At 36.1% G+C, this 21,650-nt stretch carries 13 protein-coding genes; 9 read left to right on the plus strand and 4 right to left on the minus strand.

Annotation, left to right across the window (positions count from 1 at the left end):
- The first annotated feature begins 98 nt into the window (after nt 1-98).
- The 4 genes from ACTWP4_RS06890 (at nt 99) to ACTWP4_RS06905 (ending at nt 5,614) form a co-directional block, all read left to right on the plus strand.
- Nucleotides 99-1,433 carry an ABC transporter substrate-binding protein gene (locus ACTWP4_RS06890; protein WP_443128025.1) on the plus strand — a complete coding sequence of 445 codons (1,335 nt, stop codon included), beginning with the start codon at nt 99-101 and terminating at the stop codon, nt 1,431-1,433.
- Nucleotides 1,434-1,591: 158 nt separating this feature from the next.
- On the plus strand, nt 1,592-2,509 hold the full coding sequence (locus ACTWP4_RS06895) for a carbohydrate ABC transporter permease (RefSeq protein ID WP_443128026.1): 918 nt from the start codon (nt 1,592-1,594) through the stop codon (nt 2,507-2,509).
- A gap of 198 nt (nt 2,510-2,707) precedes the next feature.
- A complete protein-coding gene (locus ACTWP4_RS06900) occupies nt 2,708-3,361 on the plus strand; it encodes a carbohydrate ABC transporter permease (protein ID WP_443128027.1) in 654 nt (217 codons plus the stop codon).
- 39 nt (nt 3,362-3,400) lie between these two features.
- On the plus strand, nt 3,401-5,614 hold the full coding sequence (locus ACTWP4_RS06905; protein WP_443128028.1) for an alpha-galactosidase: 2,214 nt from the start codon (nt 3,401-3,403) through the stop codon (nt 5,612-5,614).
- 71 nt (nt 5,615-5,685) lie between these two features.
- On the opposite strand, the gene ACTWP4_RS06910 is transcribed toward ACTWP4_RS06905, so the two are convergent.
- Nucleotides 5,686-6,570 (minus strand): AraC family transcriptional regulator, encoded by an 885-nt coding sequence (locus tag ACTWP4_RS06910; RefSeq protein WP_443128029.1) that lies wholly within the window; start codon nt 6,568-6,570, stop codon nt 5,686-5,688.
- A 301-nt stretch (nt 6,571-6,871) separates the two neighbouring features.
- On the opposite strand from ACTWP4_RS06910, the gene ACTWP4_RS06915 reads away from it, so the two are divergent.
- Both ACTWP4_RS06915 and ACTWP4_RS06920 read left to right on the plus strand, forming a co-directional pair.
- The gene (locus ACTWP4_RS06915; RefSeq protein ID WP_443128030.1) at nt 6,872-7,894 is read left to right on the plus strand and encodes a LacI family DNA-binding transcriptional regulator; all 1,023 of its coding nucleotides are present in this window, start codon (nt 6,872-6,874) and stop codon (nt 7,892-7,894) included.
- Nucleotides 7,895-8,804: 910 nt separating this feature from the next.
- A complete protein-coding gene (locus ACTWP4_RS06920) occupies nt 8,805-12,626 on the plus strand; it encodes a LamG-like jellyroll fold domain-containing protein (RefSeq protein WP_443128031.1) in 3,822 nt (1,273 codons plus the stop codon).
- A gap of 548 nt (nt 12,627-13,174) precedes the next feature.
- Here ACTWP4_RS06920 and ACTWP4_RS06925 read toward each other — a convergent pair.
- Nucleotides 13,175-14,275 carry a PRK06851 family protein gene (locus ACTWP4_RS06925; protein ID WP_443128032.1) on the minus strand — a complete coding sequence of 367 codons (1,101 nt, stop codon included), beginning with the start codon at nt 14,273-14,275 and terminating at the stop codon, nt 13,175-13,177.
- A gap of 262 nt (nt 14,276-14,537) precedes the next feature.
- Between ACTWP4_RS06925 and ACTWP4_RS06930 the strand changes: the two genes are divergently transcribed.
- Both ACTWP4_RS06930 and ACTWP4_RS06935 read left to right on the plus strand, forming a co-directional pair.
- A complete protein-coding gene (locus ACTWP4_RS06930; RefSeq protein WP_443128033.1) occupies nt 14,538-15,524 on the plus strand; it encodes a glycoside hydrolase family 43 protein in 987 nt (328 codons plus the stop codon).
- 329 nt (nt 15,525-15,853) lie between these two features.
- Nucleotides 15,854-17,005 carry an endo-1,4-beta-xylanase gene (locus tag ACTWP4_RS06935; protein WP_443128034.1) on the plus strand — a complete coding sequence of 384 codons (1,152 nt, stop codon included), beginning with the start codon at nt 15,854-15,856 and terminating at the stop codon, nt 17,003-17,005.
- Nucleotides 17,006-17,433: 428 nt separating this feature from the next.
- Here the strand turns inward: ACTWP4_RS06935 and ACTWP4_RS06940 are convergent, their stop codons facing one another.
- Both ACTWP4_RS06940 and ACTWP4_RS06945 read right to left on the minus strand, forming a co-directional pair.
- The gene (locus tag ACTWP4_RS06940) at nt 17,434-18,408 is read right to left on the minus strand and encodes an electron transfer flavoprotein subunit alpha/FixB family protein (RefSeq protein ID WP_443128035.1); all 975 of its coding nucleotides are present in this window, start codon (nt 18,406-18,408) and stop codon (nt 17,434-17,436) included.
- Nucleotides 18,409-18,423: 15 nt separating this feature from the next.
- Nucleotides 18,424-19,191 carry an electron transfer flavoprotein subunit beta/FixA family protein gene (locus tag ACTWP4_RS06945; RefSeq protein WP_443128036.1) on the minus strand — a complete coding sequence of 256 codons (768 nt, stop codon included), beginning with the start codon at nt 19,189-19,191 and terminating at the stop codon, nt 18,424-18,426.
- Between the two features lie 141 nt (nt 19,192-19,332).
- Between ACTWP4_RS06945 and ACTWP4_RS06950 the strand changes: the two genes are divergently transcribed.
- On the plus strand, nt 19,333-21,489 hold the full coding sequence (locus ACTWP4_RS06950; RefSeq protein WP_443128037.1) for a (Fe-S)-binding protein: 2,157 nt from the start codon (nt 19,333-19,335) through the stop codon (nt 21,487-21,489).
- The last annotated feature ends 161 nt before the right edge of the window (nt 21,490-21,650 follow it).

The following is a 21,650-nucleotide window of genomic DNA, read 5'->3' on the forward strand; positions in this document are numbered from 1 at the left end:
ACATTATTCTATGTAGAGATAACAAAACTCCATTACATTCCACCATAAGTAATTGTAATATAATATATATATTTTTAAAAAAGAGGAGGCAATTAGGTATGAAAAAAAGAATGATGTTTATCTCAGCATTTGTCTTATTCATGATAATGCTTTTAGTGGCATGTGGAGACGATACAAATACAGATGAACCAACAAACGCGGAGAATGATGCAACTGAGACAGAAGGCAATAATGAGGAAAAAAACGAAGAATCTGGATCTGGCGAAGTAGTGACATTAGACTTTGCTATTTGGGATTCGAATCAAGAAAGTGGCTTGCGCCAAATTGCTGATGAATTTGAAGCAGAAAATCCAAACATTAAAATTAATATTCAGGTGACAGGTTGGTCAGATTACTGGACTTTATTAGAAGCAGGAGCAACAAGCGGGTCTATGCCTGATGTATTCTGGATGCACTCAAATGAAATTTATCGATATGCCTCTAATGAGATGTTACTAAATTTAAATGAGCAAATTGAAAATAGTGATCTAGTAGAAATGGATAAATTCCCAGAAGGATTAACATCCATCTATAATTACAAAGGAAACCAATATGCAATTCCAAAAGATTACGATACTATTGGTCTTTGGTATAACAAAACAATGTTTGACGAAGCAGGTGTAGATTATCCGGATGAAACTTGGACTTGGGATGATCTATATAATGCAGCAAAAGCATTGACTAAGGATGATGATTCACAGTATGGTATTTTAACACCATTACACAATCAAGAAGGTTATTATAACTTTGTATATCAAAATGATGGAACAATCATTACTGACGATAAACAATCTGGATATGATGATCCAAAAACTATCGAAGCTTTAGAGTATTATGTAAACTTTGTTAAAGAAGGACTATCACCGGAAGAATATTCTGATGCAGAAAGAGTAAATCATTTACAAAATGGTCAAGTAGCTATGGGATTCTTCGGTTCTTGGAACTTAACTGGATTTACTGAAAATGAATATATGGCAGAAAACTTTGATGTTACAGTGTTGCCAGCAGCAAATGATGGAGGACGAGCATCTATATTTAATGGTCTTGGAAACGCTATCGCTCACAATACCGAACATCCTGATGAAGCTTGGAAATGGGTTGAATATTTAAGCTCTAAAAAAGGTCAAACAAGGCAAGCTGAATTAGGTGTGGCTATTTCTGCTTATGAAGGTGCTGCAGATGATTGGGTAAACTCTAATGATACCTATGATGTTCAAGCATTTATTGATATGGTAGATTATGCTCAAATTAGACCATATTCGCAAACAACTGCTATATGGGAAGATAAAGCTTACGAAGAATTAATTGGTGCTTTTACAGGTGATAAAACGGTGGAAGAAGCAGCGAAAGATGCCGCAGCAGTAATGAATAAAAGTCTTGCAGAAGAAGAGTAAAACTTTATTGTTTGACAAAATGTTACGGCAGAGATTTTCTGCCGTAACACACGTTTTTTGACTACATATGAAACTATTATGTCTTTAACACCCTAATACCTTAAAGTTGACTATAAAATTCTGGCGTAAAAAACCCATGATAGGTAGGAGATGAAGATATGTCCGGCTTTAAAATCTTTAAGCGAAAACCAACAAAAAGCGAATTTAATGAATGGCTTTGGGGATGGTTCTTAATAGCTCCTACAATTGTTGGTCTAATCATTTTAAACATTATCCCGATCATCCAAACAATGTATCTAAGTTTATTTAAGAGTGGAGATTTCGGAAAAGGGAATATATTTGTTGGTTTTGATAACTATGTAAAAATGTTTAATGATCCGCAAGTTTGGTATGCTACTGGAAACACACTATTGTATACTGCAATAGTTATCCCGGTTTCCATTTCCATATCACTAGTGATAGCTGTGTTATTAAACGAAAAGATATTCGCAAGAACAGCTTACAGAACTATTTATTTTATCCCGATGATTGCAGCACCAGCTGCAGTAACAATGGTTTGGAGATGGCTATATAATTATGATTTTGGAATCATTAATTATGCACTAGGAAAAATTGGTCTTGGTCCAGTTAATTGGATTAATGATCCAGATGTAGCCATTATTTCGGTATCAATAATAGGTATATGGAGTATCATAGGATACAATGTAGTTTTAATGCTAGCAGGACTTCAAGAAATTCCGAAAGATTTCTATGAGGCATCGATGATAGATGGTGCTAGTCCCATTTATAAATTCTTTAATATAACTATCCCATTATTATCACCTACATTATTTTTTGTTATAGTGACAACTATCATTCAATCCATGCAAGTATTTGACTTTATTTATATGATGATTGATGTAACAAATCCGTCCTACAATCGAACTGTATCTTTAGCATATCTATTTTATAACAATTCCTTTAAATACAGTGATAAAGGGTACGGTTCAGCAATTGTTATGTTACTACTAGTGATAATACTGATTATTACGGTATTTCAAATGAAAGCACAGAAAAAATGGGTTTATTACAGATAAGGAAGGTGAAAAACCGTGCGATCAACTAGTAAGAAAAACCTTAGAAGATTCTTCATACATATAGTATTAATATTTGGTGCATTAATAATGGTTTTCCCGTTTGTATGGATGGTTTTAACAGCCTTTAAAACGGTGACAGAGTCAACGTCCATGAATCCATTCGTACTCTTTCCGAGTGAGTGGAGATGGGAAAACTTTGTGTCGGTTTTAGAAAGATACAATTTTGGAGTGCTTTATTACAATACACTTGCGATGATGTTTTGGCGTGTTTTAAGTGGTGTGTTATTTAGTGCGATGGCTGCTTTTGCTTTCGCTAGACTAAAATTTCCAGGTAGAGATTTCTTTTTTGGCTTAGTACTATTTCAAATGATGGTTCCACCACAAATTTTTATTATACCACAATATATAATGGTTGACTCTATGGGTATGAGAAACACTATTTTCGCTTTAGTATTTCCCGGTCTTGTAAGTGCATTTGGAACTTTCTTATTAAGACAGTTCTTTATGCAACTCCCAAAAGAATTGGAAGAAGCCGCAATATTAGATGGAGCACATACAGGACAAATCTTTACACGAGTTATGCTTCCTCTAGTTAGATCAGGATTAATTGCTTTAGGAATTTTCACTGCATTATTCTCTTTCAAAGATTTAATGTGGCCATTGATCATTAACTCTGAAGAAAACGCCGCAGTTTTATCATCGGCTTTAGCAAAAATTCAAGGAGCATATTCTGTAGATTATCCTCAATTAATGTCAGCTTCAGTACTAGCATTTTGGCCAATGTTGATTGTATATCTAATATTTCAAAGGAAATTTATTGAGGGTATTTCTACTTCTGGAGGAAAACTTTAGCCTATCATTAAATATAAAATTCATTTTTAGGAGGATATCATGGCAATAGTTTATCATGAAAAATCAAAAGAATTTCATTTATATAATAATGAAATAAGTTATATAATAAAAATCTTAGATAACAACCAACTAGGAAATTTATATTATGGTAAAAGAATTCAGGATCGAGACGATTTTAGCCACTTGTTAAAAGGGTGTTTAAGACCATTAGCAGCGTATGTATTTGAGAATGATTACACATTATCCCTTCAACATACAAAACAAGAATACCCATCATATGGGACTACTGATTTTAGGTATCCCGCTTATGAAATTAAGCAAAGTAATGGTAGCCGAATTACAAATTTTTTGTATTATTCACATGAAATATATTCAGGTAAGAAAAAGTTGCAGGGCTTGCCCGCAACTTATGTAGAGGATGAAAATGAAGCCACTACATTAGAAGTTACATTATTTGATGAGGTAATTGATACTTCATTGGTACTTACTTATAGCATTTATGAACAATTACCAGTTATCACTAGAAATACAAAATTTATTCATCATGGTAATGAAAAAATTATAATAACTAAATCAATGAGTGCATCAGTAGATTTACCAGATAGTGAATACGAGATGCTTAACTTAGCTGGTGCATGGAGTAGAGAACGTCATTTAAAAACAAGACGCATTGAACAAGGAACACAGGGTATTTATAGTATGACAGGTACAAGTAGTGCAGAACATAATCCATTTCTTGTTTTGAAAAGACCTAATACAGATGAAAATATAGGGGAAGCTTATGGTTTCAGTCTTATTTATAGTGGTAATCATTTGGAACAAGTAGAGGTTGATACGTTTAACAGAACAAGAATCATCATCGGAATACATCCAGATACCTTTGAGTGGTCATTACAAAAAAATGAAGTCTTTCAAACACCTGAAGTAGTACTAGTTTATTCTGATCAAGGGCTAAACAAGATGAGTCAAACATTTCATAAACTATACAGAACAAGGTTAGCTAGAGGATACTGGCGTGACAAACCTCGTCCGGTTTTAGTTAACAATTGGGAGGCTACAGAGATGGAGTTTACCGAGGAGAAAGTGCTTCAAATTGCAAAAGCAGGAAAAAAGCTTGGAGCTGAAATGTTTGTACTAGACGATGGATGGTTTGGTGACAGAGATAATGATAAGGTTGGATTAGGAGATTGGTATGTCAACAATTTTGACAAATTGCCTGAAGGAATTGTTGGTTTGTCTAGGAAAATTGAGGAAATGGGACTTAAGTTTGGGTTATGGTTTGAACCTGAAATGGTGAATAAAGATAGTGACCTTTATCGTCAGCACCCAGATTGGATTATTGCAACACCTAATCGTAGAACTTCTCCATCACGTAATCAGTACGTACTAGACTTTTCTCGAGAGGAAGTAGTTGATTATATCTATGGACTAATGGAAAAAGTATTAGGTGAAGCAAATATATCCTATGTGAAATGGGATATGAATCGATATATTACCGAGTGCTATTCTGTAGGAAGAGATTCAGAAATGCAGGGGATGAATTTCCATCAATATGTATTAGGAGTTTATTCTTTGTATGATAGGTTAACTCACAGATTTCCAAATATTCTTTTTGAATCGTGCTCTAGTGGAGGTGCTAGATTTGACCCAGGCATCCTCTATTTTGCGCCACAAGGTTGGACGAGTGATGATACAGATGCAATAGAGCGATTAAATATTCAATATGGAACATCTTATGTATATCCGATAAGTAGTATGGGAGCCCATGTATCAGCAGTTCCTAACCAACAAGTTGGAAGAATAACACCAATAGAAACACGAGCAAATGTTGCTTATTTTGGTGCCTTTGGCTATGAATTAGACCTTAACTTACTATCTGATGAGGAGAAAAATAAAGTAAAAGAACAAATATCTTTTTATAAAAAACACAGAGAACTAATGATGAAAGGTAACTATTATCGTCTTCTTAGTCCGTTTGAAAATCAAGACACTGCTTGGAGCGTTGTATCTGATGATCAATCTAAAGGTATCATTGGTTACTATAAGGTTTTAAATGTACCAAATGATGACTGGAAACGATTAAAACTACGAGGTTTAAATCAAAATAAACAATATATCATAAATGGTGATCCTAAACGAATCCATTTTGGTGATGAACTCATGCATGTAGGTATTATAATCGATGATGATGACTTTTGTAACAATAGTGTTGATTTTTCATCAAGCTTATATGTATTAACAGAAAAAATATAAAAAATAATGTTACCAAAATAAAACTACCACAACTTATCTTGATATTGTGGTAGTTTAATTAGTTAATCGATTTATTTTTCAGTGGCATATTCAGGTTCTTGATACTGAGTCCGATATAACTTAGGGCTAACTTCAAAATAACTTTTGAAAACTTTTGAAAAGGTTAAGGGATCATCATAACCTACATCAGCAGCAATGTCGCTAATAAGGCGATTAGTTGTCTTCAATAAAGTACATGCTTTATCAAGTCGGTATTTTACTAAATATTCTTTAGGGGATACCTTTAAATGTCTTTTAAAGATAGATGTTAAGTAACTACGGTTTATCCCAATATAATTTGCAATATCGCTTACCTTAATGTTTTTCTCATAGTTGTGAGCAATAAATTCCAATGCATGTTCAACATATATATGAAATGGATAGTCATAAGTTTCATTTTTATTCGATTTATTTTTTCTACTCTTTTCTTCAATCAATGCCGAGAGGAACATAAAAAGATATCCTTCACGCTTTAATTCACTAGCATAGGTTAATTTGCTAGCATTTAATATCCCATTTACGTAATTCCAAAGCGATTCTTCACACTCAAATTTATTTACTCGATTATCCTTGCTGAACGTTGCATTGTTTAGACATGATTCAGCTTTTATTCCATCAAAACCTATCCATATATATGTCCAAGGATCTTCTTTATCTGCTTCGTAATAGGTAACTTCAGATGGATAAATTAAAAAAGAGTCATTTTTTCCTAAATGATAGGTTTTTCCATTTGCTTGAAAAATACCCTTTCCCTCAATTATATAGTGTAGTAAATATTCATTTCGACTAACAGGTCCATAAAAATGACCTGGATCACATTCTTCAATGCCACAATAAATAAGGTACAAGTCATATGAATTTTTTTTTAAATATTCAAGGCATTTGTATCGAGCGGAATTAGTAAACTTTGGTTTCACAATATTTCCCTCCGAAAAAGAAAAAAAGTTTTTCACATTATATCACTAAATTTATTTTAATGTCTAAAAGATTAGGAAAGTTTTACGCTTTCTTTAGCTTTAATCAATAAATAAATTATAAATCAATGAAAAGGAATTATTATAATTGAAATATATAAGAGTGCGATGCAAAATCTACTAAACCATTGAATACTGTAAGATATCATAAATTAAGAAACAGCACTAAGCCACATAATGTGACTAGTAACTTCTTTAGGATTATGATAACATTAACTAAAGTTTACTAAAAGGAGTTATTTCAATGGTAAGAATTAGTGATATTGCGGATGCAGCTAAAGTATCTACAGCTACTGTGTCGAGAGTTCTTAACAATGATAAAAGAATGAGTGTTTCATCAGAAACTAGAAAACGAATATTAGATATTTCAAAAGAACTAGGTTATGTACCTGTAAAGCAGAGAAAAGTACAAACGAATAAAGAATTAAACAATCAAAAAGTTGGAATCATAATGTACTGCTCACAACAATACGAATGGGAGGATGTATATTTTTTATCCATACGTAAAGGTATTGAACAAGCATGTAAATCTAAAGGTTTATCAGTGACAAAAATAATACATCTGGGTGATAACCAAGTAGAAAATGCTGAAGGATTAGATGGTGTCATTGTTGTAGGTGGTCCTAATAAAGAAGAGGAAAAGAAGTTACATGAGTTGATGGGCGCGAATATTGTATACGTAAATAACCTATCAATAAATAAAAATTGTGACCATATAGGTATTGATTTTAAGACTGCTACGGAGAAGGCATTGAATTATCTATTTGAATCAGGTCATAGGCATATAGGATACATTGGAGGTAAAGAACACGAATGGCAGAAAGGACCAGAAATAAAAAACCCAAGAAAAATAGCATTCAACGAGATTATGAGTGAACATAACCAATATAACGAGAATTTTGTGTTCCTATCAAATGAATTTTTAATAAATGATGGATATAAATGTATGAAAAAAGCATTAAAAAATAAATCATTACCCACAGCTTTTTTTGTTGCGAGTGATGCAATGGCTATTGGGGCTATTCGGGCTTTGCATGAGGAGAGATTAAAGGTTCCAAAAGACATTAGTATTGTAAGCTTTAATGATATTGAAATGGCTCAATATATTCAACCTTCATTAACTACAGTAAAAATTTTCACTGAGGAAATGGGGAGCTTTGCTGTTAAAATGCTGATAGATAGATTTGAAGGGAGAGAAGTTCCTTTACAAGTTTTGTTTCCCTCCGAATTAATTGTTCGTGAAAGTGTGAAGAGGGTTGCGAAATAGTATGTAATTTAGCTTATAATTACTGAGCATATATAAGTTATATTTATACTTTAAATATAAGAAAAAACGATCATTAGATGATAAAAAGAAGGATTGAAGCGCCACTTTATTTCAGCTAAATTATTTACATTTTATTTATATTACATCAAGATGGCTACTTAAACTTTCTCGAGATAATATGGCAAATTTTTTGCATATTGTTCAGGGGAGTTTTTTTATGGTTATTACTCACGATCTTGGGATGGAGTGCACAGAAAACTCACATTGAAAAAATTTCTATAGAGGATTTGGTATAAACCTAGATGATAAGGTACTCTATATTCATATTTTTTGATTTAGATGTTTATTCTGTCGGGTCAATATCTATATTTCATGGGTATATCAATTTATTGAAATAAGTGAATTAGGTGATATTATCTATAATTCTACTGATTAATAATAGAGTGATTTTCCTGAAATGTAATATATTAAATAAATTTAACTAAAAAAATAAAGATATAGTAGAAAAAATAACCAAAACATGATACTATTACTAATAAATATTTAGTTATTATTTATCTCGTTCGTTGTCGGGTGAAATAAAAGATATTAACTATTTTGAAAGCGTAAACAAAGTTATCATATTTGAGTTAAGGGATGATTATTGTTGGTGTAAAATACCAAAGAGGCTTTATTCGATTAACTTCTTTAATATGCAATTTTACTTAAATTATTATATGTGAAGTGATAGATATTTACCATAGGGTTATTATATATATAAATTTTTATGTGTAGCTAGTAAATAAAAAGTTATTATTTTTAAAATATAAATAAAATAATCTCAGTTAAGGAGGTGATTTTGATTTTAAAGTAAACATGATTTCATTTTTAGTTAAGAAAATCAATATTTCTAAAGGAGTGAAAAATTTTAATGAATTTTAAACGAAGCTTATTAGTCTTGTTTTCTATCATCCTTTTTATTCCTCAAGCTCCTATGATGATTTTAGCTGAAACGACTAAAGAAACTGTTGATGAAACAGCTAATCCTGAGCCGTTATACCATTGGGGGTTTGAACCTGATCAAGTAGATGGGAAATTTGTTGCTAACGAAGTAAATGAAGAAGATGATTCACAAGTTGCGGAATTGAATCTGAATGCAACCGTAACAGAAGACGCAGAAAGAGGAAATGTATTACATTTACCTGGTGAAGGTTGGTTGACATTACCAAGTGGTATATATGATGAAGTTAGTGATGAATTAACTGTTACAATGTGGGCGAATATTAGTGGAGATGCCGGAGCTTATTCAAGACTATTCTCTTCCACTATCACTGAGAAGCATCAATATTTTCAGGGCGTTTCAGGTGCTTGGGCTGACCCTGAGTTTTCCATTGTAGCTGGTGGTGGTGAATATAATCAGCCAATTAATACTGGGACAGACCCAGAAGGAGCCGCTGACTATCGTGCTGCTATCCATTGGGAAGAACAACCCTTACGAGATGAATGGCAACATATAACTTTCACGATGAAGAGTGATGGAAGTTATCATGTATATCTAGATGGAATAGAAGTTGATGATGATGGTATCGATAGTGCTGCTAGTATTGAAGGTGCAAATGTAGAAGAAGCAGTTCAGAATTTCTTTAATCCAGAATATTTAGAAGCATTAATATATAATGATTTTGGTCGCTCTATCTACACATCTGATAATGATGTGATTGGTTACTTTGATGATATCAAAATCTATAATAAGGTAATAAAGCAAGAAGAGGTAAATGATTTAATGGGAGCAGATTATATTGCATCTCTTAAAAGCGTAACTATTGGGGAGGATATAATAGAAGTAAATAGCCGAAATATCAGATATGAGACCAATAAAACTGGATTAAACATTGAAGATATTACTGTTGAAAAAACAAATCCAGAATCAACAGTCGAAATCTCAGAAAGAGACGCATATAATTATGAAATTACGGTTACTTCAGCAAACGGTTTAAAACAAAACACATATGTACTTCAATTTTATAATCCAGAATTAGGTGCAATCGCAAACTTTAATATGACAGAGACAAATGGTGAAATTATGCATGGTGCTAGTGGCTTCTTATACGGTGTAAGTGAGCCGAACGTACCAACTGTTGATTTATTGTCTCCATTAAAACCACAAAGCGTGGAGCAAAAACCACCATTCGGGCTTCAACACCCAACAGGTGATGGATTAAGAGTAGCAGATACGTATTTTGAAGCAGGTACAGAATGGATTCAATTAGCAGTTCCAGATATGTACTTGGAATGGCCATATGAATATGAAGGTTTAGATCATTATGAAGAGTTAGTACGAGAAACTGTTAGAACAGTAAAAGAAACTAGACATGATGGAAAAATTGTGTATGTTATTTTTAACGAGCCAAACGGAATTTGGTTTAGTGGAAATCTTGATGAAGATGGATTCTTGAGTGCTTGGGAAAGAATGTATAATGTGGTAAAAGAAGAGGATCCTGACGCACTAATTGCAGGACCAAACTTATCACATTATGATAGCGATTTCCATGAGGAATTTGTTGAGTTTGCAGTAGAAAACGATGTACTACCAGATCAATTTACATGGCATGAATTATCTGGGAACAGTTCCTTAAGTAATTGGGATACTCATATGGAGCATTATAAAAATTTAGAGGAAGAATATGGATTTGAATTACCTGTTGTTATTAATGAATATGTAAACCCTGAAGATAGTGGGGTGCCAGGTAATTTAATCAGATGGCTTTCTAGAGTGGAAAATAGTAAAGTTTATGCAAGTCTGGCATATTGGCATTCTGCTAATACGTTAAATGAACTTGCAGTAGACATGAATAAACCAAATGGTGCCTGGTGGATGTATAAATGGTATGGGGATATGACAGGTGAAACAATCAAAGTTAATACTGCTAACACCACTGTAGATGGTTTGTATGGCTTAGCGTCAATTGATGACCAAAAAGGAAAGGCCTATACTATTTTTGGTGGTGAAGAAGGTAACATTACTACTACCCTGGAAAACCTTGCTGATACAGAAACATTTAAAAATGCAGAAGCTGCGCATGTTAAACTGTATCGTACAAAATTCACTGGATTTATGGGTAGCTATGAAACACCGAGAGTTGAATTTGAAGGAAATTTACCTATTGTAGATGGAAACTTAAATATTACCATATCAGATGCTGATGAATTAAATGGTTATCATGCTATTGTGACTCCGGCAACAGATGATAGTATTTCTGATATCCCAGGTTATCAAAAAACTTGGGAAAAAACCTATGAAGCAGAAGATGCGGAGTTAAATGGTGTTCAAGTTGCAGATCAAGGCTGGGTTACTAATTCAAATGGAAAATATGTTAGAGGATTAAATTCTTCTGATAAGATTGTGAAATTCACGGTAGATGCCCCGCAAGATGGAAAATATAAGCTTGAAGTATACTATGGAAACCAAGCACCATTAATTGATGGTAAGAATCGAGCGGTAGGAGAGCTTGCAAAACAATCATTAAAATTGGATGGGGAAGAATTTGATGTATTAACGTATGACTCCACCATGGATATGAATATGTTTGCAAGTGAAAAATTATATGTAGACTTAACTGCAGGTACCCATTCACTGGAATTTAGTAAACATAGTGGTCTGGATGCTTCACTTGACAAGATAGATTTGACATATGTAGGAGAGATTAATCAAGATGTGACAAAGACCTATCGATTCGAAGCGGAGGAATCTAACTATGATAATGGATTGAAATTAAGTCAGTCTAAAGAGAATTTTAGTGGTGCTGGTTATATTGAAGGAAATGGTAACAATGAATTCAGTGTTGTAGTAGAAGATAATGGATATTATGATTTAGAGTTAGGCTATGCGTCAGACACTGCTCAAACTGTTTCAGTAGAGAAACGGATTGTAAATTACCCTTCTGATGCTACTATAAATTCTGAATTAACTACAGAATGGAGATCCATTGCTAATTATTCAGTAGAACAAAGTAATGATATTACTTCTGTATCAGGGGAAAAAGTTTATCTAACAGCAGGTGCAAATACTTTAAAGGTAACAAGTGAAAATGAAGTATCACTAGATTATCTAACTTTTTCATATTTGCCAGATATTTCATCCTCAGAGGTAATTCAAATTGAAGCTGAAGATGGAGAGTTATTTGGAAATGCAGAAGTAACGGAGAATGAAAATACCTCAGGAGGGAAAATTGTAACAAACATTGGGGAAAACAAGGATCATGGATTTTCTTTTACAGTGGACGTAGAAGAGGCTGGTGATTATAAGCTGTCCATTGATTATATTAACAATGAACCTGCACCAATAATGTATACGGATAATCATCCAGACGGATATCTACACCCTTATAACAAAGACTTAGTGGAGCGTTATGCACAGATAGCGGTGAATGATCAAACGCCACAAACCGTCTACTTTAAAAATACTTTGTCTTGGGATACGGTGAAAAACCATGTTATCGATATTCAATTAGAGGCTGGGGAAAACACTATCACAATTTACAACGATAATTCTTATCAGTTCAATGATGTTATTCAATATGCTCCACACTTTGACAAATTTGAAATTGCCAAAGCTGGACTACCAAACCAAGAAGATGAAAATCCATCTCCAGGTAAAAGCAAGGGTAAAGGAAAAGGGAAATCAAAAGGTCACGAAAAAGGAAAAGGCTTCGAAGTGGGTAAGGGGTTTGAAAATGGTAACGGACATGAATAATACTAAAATCGGAATTACAAAATAAATTCCTTTCTAATCGACTGTTCCTTTGAAAATGTCGAGTCTACTACAGCTGATAATTTGTAGGACTGAACATTTTATTGGTCAATACTTTGAATAATCAGATTTTTTGTTATTTCTTCCTGTAGCAGAAATTAACAATCCCTACAATTTCTTTGAGGTGTCCCATTTGTGATTTTTTTGAAATCGAGTTGGAATGCTCTTAGGTTTTTGAAGCGACAGTCAAAAACAATCACATATTCGTCCTTTACTATTTTTTAATAAATATCTAGCCTGTGAAAATCATATTGTAAATGTTAGTAGGATATTTAAGTGATAAAATGGTTTATGAATTAGTTAATAAAATGGACTATAAACAGCTTCATATAAACCGTAATCATTTGAATTAAATAACGAAGTAATATAAGGGTCAGTCTAAGAGTATTAGTTGAGCCAGCTGACCCTTAGCTTAAGGTTGCTTTTTTTATCATGGTGTTACCCGTTTGTAAGCCCCACTGATCATAGTCTCACTTTATATTAGGTAGGGATCATTTGTTTGCTGCTAACTCTTCGCTTTCACTATAAATTGTAGAATAAATTTCATCAATTACCCCAAAATCAACGGCATCTACATAAATTTCCTCTAATTTATCATGTAAGGCTTTGGCCTCTTTCAAATAAGTGATACCATCTTTCATTCGTTGCTTGTAGCTTTTCGTGTAATAAGTAATATCTGATTCATACTTTTCATCCGTACCAGGAGTGACCGTTTGCTCGTATAAGTCAACAATTTCATCCCCTTGACGCTCAGGAAAATATTCATGTGGATCGGTACTATCAAACACACAGAACCCTAGCTCACGGATAACAACCATATCGATACTTTCCGGGTCAAAACCGCAGTGATACATTTCAACATCAAAGCCACTTTCCTCAGCATTAGTGGCAACTTTTTTTAGAAGTGTTGATTTACCAGTGCCAGCACGCCCTTTAATAAAGTAACGTTTCGTCAATTCTTCAGTAATAGACGGAATAAAATCAACAACACCTTCTGGGGTAGATGCACCGAAAAAGCGATGTTTGATGACCGCATTTCCTTGAGTACTTATTTTATTAAGCAAAATCTTTTGAATTAATTCGTCAGTGACTTGATTTGCTTTGTTAAAATCCATTTCATTAATGTATATATCCTCTAAATAATCGTGAAGGTGAAGTCCCTCTGCAAAACAGTCATAAGATGATTGAAATGCCGCGCTTATTTTTGTTTGCAACTCAACGATTTCATCTTTATTATCTTTGAGCTTTGTTTTGTCCCAAGCTACTCCAAGGTTTACGTACTGTTCCATTGCACCTGGGGCCTTTGGCTCTAAAACATGTGGAGCAGTAGCATCAAAAATTCCAAATTGAAGTGAAGGGATAATAAGACCGTCTAACGACTCATTATCGGATGAACAATGAATTCGCTCAATATTATATCCTTGCTGTACCCATGCATTTGCCAGCTTTTTAATCATCGTGGATTTTCCCGTGCCAGGACCACCTTTTAATAGATAGATATTTTCTAAACCTTGCATATTAGACTCAAACAGGTCGTAGAATCCCTTTGCCGTGTTACCACCAGCATAATAGTTAATCACTTTTCCTGACAAAATCACCACCCCTTTGTAAAAAGATTTACACATTAGCCTATGCAATCGTAAGACTATCTGACACTAGCAGAGGCCGAGAGGGGTGGACTTAAAGCTGTTGTAGAAAAAAGAAAGAGGCTGAAAAGGTTATTATCAGGAACTGAAAGAAACTCAAAAATTGGAACCTAAAAATCTCAAAAAAAGTTCGTTCATTTGATATACAAAGTCATAAAATTCTAATATACTAGTATTATATTTATTTACACTATAATGGAGGGGTATGATGGAGAAAACGACGAAGAAGAATGAACCTTTGGTGACGCATATTTATACGGCAGATCCTTCAGCGCATGTGTTTGATGGAAAACTATATATTTATCCATCTCATGACCTTGATCATGATGGACCTTCGAATGATAATGGCGATCAATATGCGATGGAAGACTATCATGTGTTATCTATGGAAGATGTGAACGCACCATGTGTAGACCATGGAGAAGTGCTTCATTTACGAAATGTCCCTTGGGCAAGTCAACAACTTTGGGCGCCTGATGCTGCATACAAAAATAACACTTATTATTTGTTTTTCCCTGCAAAAGATAAGGAAGGCATTTTTAGAATTGGTGTCGCGACAAGCTCGAATCCTGCAGGGCCTTTTAAAGCAGAGGAAAGTTTCATTCCAGGAAGCTTCAGCATTGATCCAGCGGTGTTAGTGGACGATGACGACAAGGCGTATGTCTATTTTGGTGGTCTGTGGGGAGGACAGCTGGAAAAATGGCAAACACGAACGTATAAAGCTAATGGAAAAGAACCAGAACCGACAGAACCTGCTTTAGGACCCATAGTAGCTGAATTAAGTGAGGATATGAAAACGTTTAAAAGTGAACCCCAGGAAATTTCGATAATAGATGATGAAGGTAATCCGATTCTTGCGGGTGATGAGGACCGAAGATTTTTTGAAGGAGCATGGGTCCATAAATACAATGGTCTGTATTATCTATCCTATTCTACGGGGACCACACACAAAATTGTGTATGCGGTTAGCGAAAACCCAGAGGGACCATTTGTGTTCAAAGGGACAATTTTGAAACCCGTCATAGGGTGGACGACACATCATTCGATAGTACAGTTTAAAGAAAAGTGGTATCTATTCTATCATGACTGCTCCTTATCTGATGGTGTGAACCATAAACGTTCCGTGAAATATACAGAAATCCAATACAACGAAGACGGTACGATCCAAACTATTGACCCATATGGAGATAAATAAGAGATGAAAAGCTGGCTTTCAACGCGAAAGTCAGCTTTTTTCATCAGTTATATCTTCTCTTTAACATTTTTTGGTTCATCAAACCTACTGCCAATGTATTTGTAGTACTTTCACATCAAACAATGAAAACAGAAGGGGTAGGTCCTTCTATTCATTTATGGAATAATACGGAAAAACTTTGTTTATCCAATTGATAAACGAAGTTGTTGTTGGTATAATAAAAATTGCTAGCAGCTGACAAAAAGCTTTTTGTCAATTTAATGATAACGCTTTCTTTATTGGTAACGCGTTCCAAGAGCAGAAAACGACTATGAGAAAAGGGGATGGCTATGCAAAGGAAACTGAGAAAATTAATAATTGCTGCAATTGTAATTTTGTTGATGTTACCGACTGGAATAAGTGCGGAAGAAAATACTGAACCTGAACATGCATTAGATGTACATTCTTTAAGTGAGCGTTATGAAGGTTCGTTTGACATTGGAGCAGCAGTAGAACCTGCTCAATTAGATGGTGTTCAGGGAGAAATCCTGAAGCGTCATTATAATAGCATCGTTGCAGAGAATGTGATGAAGCCGATTAACATCCAACCAGAAGAAGGCAAATTCGATTTTGAGGAAGCGGACAAAATCGTAGAGTTTGCCGAAGAAAATAACATGGATTTACGTTTTCATACATTGGTATGGCATAGTCAAGTGCCAGAGTGGTTCTTTTTAGATGAAAAAGGGAACCCGATGGTAGAAGCAACTGACCCGAACCAACAAAGAAAAAATAAAAAGTTGTTGTTGACACGTTTAAAAAAACATATAAAAAAGATTGTAAAACGTTACGGAGATAAAGTCGATTCTTGGGATGTCGTTAACGAGGTAATTGATCCTAATGCGTCCAATGACAGAGGACTTCGCGAATCTCAATGGTATCAAATTACAGGTACTGATTATATTAAGGTAGCGTTTGAAACAGTAAGAAAATATGCAGATGAAGATGCCAAGCTTTATATTAATGATTATAATACTGAAGTCGAACCAAAAAGGACATACCTATATAATTTGGTGAAGGATTTATTGGCGCAAGGTGTACCAATTGAAGGGGTTGGACATCAATCTCATATCCAAATAGGCTGGCCTTCAATTGATGATATGGAAACGTCGTTTAACATGTTTGCTGAGCTTGGACTAGATAATCAGATTACCGAATTAGACGTTAGCCTTTATGGTTGGCCGCCACGTCCTGCTTATGAAACGTATGAAGATATCCCGCAAGAAGAGTTTGAACGGCAGGCAGAACGCTATGACGCTCTCTTCGAATTGTACGAGCGTTTAGGTGATAAAATCAGCAGTGTTACCTTTTGGGGAATTGCTGATAACCACACATGGCTGAATGACCGTGCCAAAGATTATAATGACGGGGTAGGGGTAGACGCACCGTTTGTTTTTGACACGGATTACAATGTGAAACCAGCTTATTGGGAAATCATTGATTAAGATAAGTATATAATAAGCAACCCTTTTTCTTGGGGTTGCTCTTTTTTTATAATATAGGAAATCGTTGGTATTACAGCATTTTGATCCCTATTAACGGTTAAAAAGTGACAAAAATAAAGATATAATTGACTAGTCATGTTGTTTATGTAGGACAATAATTAGTGAATAACTCATTTTATGTCTATCATCAGGCCCATGAAGTGTGCCGGAGTGGTGGTCAAACGATTGATATATTTCAAAATGTCCACTTATAGTAATCTCCACAGACCTACTTAGCATATAGTTATATGGATGGGCGGTTTTACCCAGTTTTTCTTAGACAGAAGTAGCTTACCTACAAAATATTATACTTTTCTAACGTGCAAAAAAAGGCCCTCAGCAAGTGAGAAGAGGCCCTGAATAAAATGTTTTCTGGTGAGACCAACGTTTTAACCTAAAACCTTTTTAAATTCCTCCGTCAGTAAAGGTACGACTTCAAACAAGTCCCCGACGATACCATAATCAGCAATTTTAAAGATTGGCGCTTCAGGATCTTTGTTAATTGCAACAATAATCTTCGACTGACTCATTCCGGCGACATGCTGAATTGCACCGCTAATCCCGCATGCAATGTAGATCTCTGGTGTAACAACTTTACCGGTTTGCCCGATTTGCAGTGAATAGTCACAATAATCAGCATCGCAAGCCCCTCTAGAGGCACCAACTGCTCCGCCGAGGACATCAGCTAACTCTTGCAGAGGCTTAAAACCGTCAGCACTTTTGACTCCGCGCCCGCCTGATACAACAATCTTAGCTTCTGATAAATCGACTTTACCTGATGTTTTTCGGACGACATCTTGGATAACTGTTCGTAAAGACGCTGGCTTAGCATACTCGATATTTTCAATTTCAGCTTTGCCGCCGCTGGGGTCAGCTGCTGAAATATTATTTGGTCTAACTGTGACAACCCATGGGGAGCTTTGGAAAACCTTTTTCTCAAACGCTTTACCTGCATAGATTGGCCGGGTGAACACAACTTGATCGTCGATGTTCTCAATGTTGGTTACATCCGAAATTTGTCCGGCATCGAGCTTTGCTGCAATCATCGGAGCCAGATCGCGGCCGATAGCCGTATGTCCCAAAATGATTCCGTCTGGATTTGAGGCATCAATCACTTGCTTTAAAGCAGCAGCATACGCTTCTGGATTGTATTGCTGTAGATCCGAGTGATCGATAAGATAAATTTTATCAGCATCAATACTGGAAAGGGATTCTGTCAAATCTTCTAATTGATGACCAATGACAGTGACATGGAGCTTGTCGTTTTCGGCTGAGCACAATGCTGCTGCTTGAATTGCCTCATAGGTGACTTGACGCAATACCCCGTCGCGGTACTCAGCAACGACTAGAATAGTTTTACTCATAGGAATGCCTCCTTATTATAATACTTTTGCATCATGACGCAGTTTTTCAACAAGCTCTTTCACTTGCTCAGCAGTCTCACCCTTAAGTATTTGTCCTGCTTCTTTTTGAGGCGGGAGAGAAAGTTCTGTTCTAGCTGTTTTTGAGGATAGCTCGGTTTCCTCTATATCGAGATCATCTAAGGTTAATTGTTTCAAAGGTTTTCGTTTGGCCTTCATAATTCCGGGAAGGCTTGGGTAACGTGGTTCATTTAATCCTTGTTGCGCAGTAAAAACAGCAGGAAGTGTGACTTCAACCTGTTCGAGGTCACCTTCTGCATCTCGATCTGCTTTTGCTTTGCTATCACTAATCTCGAGCTTTGTAATTGAGCCGACATGCGGAAGGTCTAAGAGCTCTGCTAATCGAACTGCAACTTGACCAGCACCGTTATCGATCGAGAAATAACCGCCTAGAATCAAGTCAACCTGTTGGCTACCTAGGTATGAAGCTAATACCTTTGAGATCGAGTTTTCATCTGAGCCAATTCTGTCATCGGATATTAATACGGCTTCATCGGCTCCCATAGCTAATGCTGTTCGTAGAGCTTCGGATGTCCGTTCTGGACCTACAGCAATAACATAAACATTTCCTCCTAATTCATCTCTTTTCTGAATCGCTTCTTCCACGGCATATTCATCATATGGGTTGATAACATATTGAACTCCATCTTCGGAAACATTGCCATCTTCAATAATAATTTTTTCTTCGGTGTCGAAGGTCTGCTTCATGAGGACATAAATATCCATCTATCATTCTCCTTTCAAGCATAAATGGTAAGCATTTTCTAATAATCACGTTCATATCCATAATATGAGAGCCCTAACACTTTCATGTGTGTTTCTTGCAAGGAAAAAGACAGTCCAAAAGCTTCTATAAACCTACTAAGGATGAGGAAGGGAGCGATCATTTTGGCTTGGCAATGGATTCAATTTCTAGCATTTCTCTTAGTAACTGGTTACGGCTTGTATTTATTTGGGAAAGTCGTTTATCATCGCTACTTATATATTAAGCTAGGAAAGCAAGTGGAAATAGAAAAGAATCTGGATGAACGCTTTAGAACGTTTGTTTCTCAAGTATTCGGTCAATCGAAATTGTTGAAGGACAAAAAAAGTGGGATCATGCATGTCATTATTTTCTATGGCTTTATCATCTTACAGTTTGGCGCCTTGGATATCATTGTCAAAGGTCTAGGGGCAGATGGGCTTCCGGTTCCTGGCTATCACGTCTTTAACCTCTTTCAGGAAGTGACAGTCTTTCTCATTTTTCTTGCAGTTGGCTATGCTGCCTACCGTCGTTACGGGGAGAAATTGCCGCGCTTAAAAAGAGGGAAGAAGCCTCGTATCGTGATTTATTTCATTTTCTCCTTAATGTTATCGGTTTTATTGACGCTTGGATTTGAGCGGGTCGTACATGAGCTAGCCTTTTCTTGGTATGCTCCGATTTCCTCTGTAATTGCAGCAGGTTTTACGTGGGTTGAAGAGGTCACAGCACATGTTCTTTTTTACACGTTTTGGTGGGCGCATTTGTTGATTTTGCTGGCGTTTTTAGTGTATGTTCCGCAGTCGAAGCATTTTCATCTTATCGTTGCCCCAATCAACATTTTTTTTAGACGAACGGAGCCAGTTGGTCAATTGCGAAGCCTTGATCTTGAGGATGAACATGCGGAATCATTCGGTGCTGGGAAAATCGAGGATTTCTCCCAGCAACAAATGCTTGATTTCTATGCCTGTATTGAATGTGGACGCTGTACGAATGTGTGTCCAGCTTCCAATACGGGCAAGGTACTTTCACCGATGCACCTCATAATAAAGCTACGAGACCACTTGACTGAGAAAGGAGCAGCAATCACATCGAAATCACCTTGGGTACCCGAAACTAGTTATGGTATACACAGTATTCAAGATGTTGATAGAGAGCAGGTTGAGTGGGGAAAAGGGACGACGATTCAACCGACGATGACGCTTCAGCAGCAGATGTGGTCGACAAGTGATAAAAATGTAGAGGAGCTAAGTCTCGTTGGCGATGTGATGACCGAGGAGGAAATTTGGGCATGTACAACTTGTCGGAACTGTGAAGATCAATGTCCAGTCGGGAATGAACATGTTGATAAAATCGTTGACTTACGCCGATATTTACTTCTCATGGAAGGCAGTGTTCCTCATGAAGGCCAGCGTGCGATGCAGAACATTGAACGCCAAGGAAATCCGTGGGGAATCAATCGAAGAGACCGTGCGAAGTGGGTAGAAGACATTGACGGGATTCCGGTGCCGACAGTAAAGGAAAATCCTGATTTTGAAATTCTTTATTTTGTCGGTTCGATGGGATCATATGATAATCGCAGCCGGAAAGTGTCCCGTGCGTTTGTAAGATTACTTCATGAAGCAGGCGTCAACTTTGCAATTCTAGGTAATGAAGAGAAAAATTCTGGTGATACGCCGAGAAGAATGGGCAATGAATTACTTTTTCAAGAGCTATGCATGGAAAACATCGCAACATTCCAGAAATACAACGTGAAAAAAATTGTCACAGCCTGTCCGCATACTTTTAATACGCTGAAAAATGAGTACCCTGAATTTGGTTTAGATGGGGTTGAGGTCCTTCATCATACTGAGCTCCTCAATCAGCTAGTGAAAAATGGCCACTTGACGCCAACGTATGAATTGGATGAACGGATTACGTATCATGATTCTTGTTATCTTGGACGCTATAACAATGTATATGAGCAGCCTCGAGATATACTCCGTTCGATTAAAGGTGTGGAATTGCTTGAGATGGAGCGTAACCGTGAGAATGGAATGTGTTGCGGTGCAGGTGGAGGTATGATGTGGATGGAGGAAACCGCTGGAAAGCGGGTCAATCTCGCTCGGACAGAGCAGGCGCTTGACGTGAATCCAACGGTGATTAGCAGTGCATGCCCGTATTGTCTCACGATGCTCGATGATGGCACGAAAGCAATCGAAGTAGAGGAGCGTGTGCAGGCAAAAGATATTGCGGAGATCTTAGAGCAAGCTGTTTTTGGCGAGTCTAGTAAAGTGAGACTATGATCAGTGGGGGTTAAAAACCCCTGCTGATCATTAGCGAAACTTATCAGGGTGTTAGCGTCTGTTTACATCCTCTTAGCTTCCTTGTAGTACTTGAAGTGGGGGTCTTACAGACGGTTAGCACCGTGGCAAACTTACAGGATGATCTAGAACAGGAGGTTTAA

Source organism: Gracilibacillus sp. D59, from assembly GCF_052246695.1.
Taxonomy (GTDB): domain Bacteria; phylum Bacillota; class Bacilli; order Bacillales; family Amphibacillaceae; genus Gracilibacillus.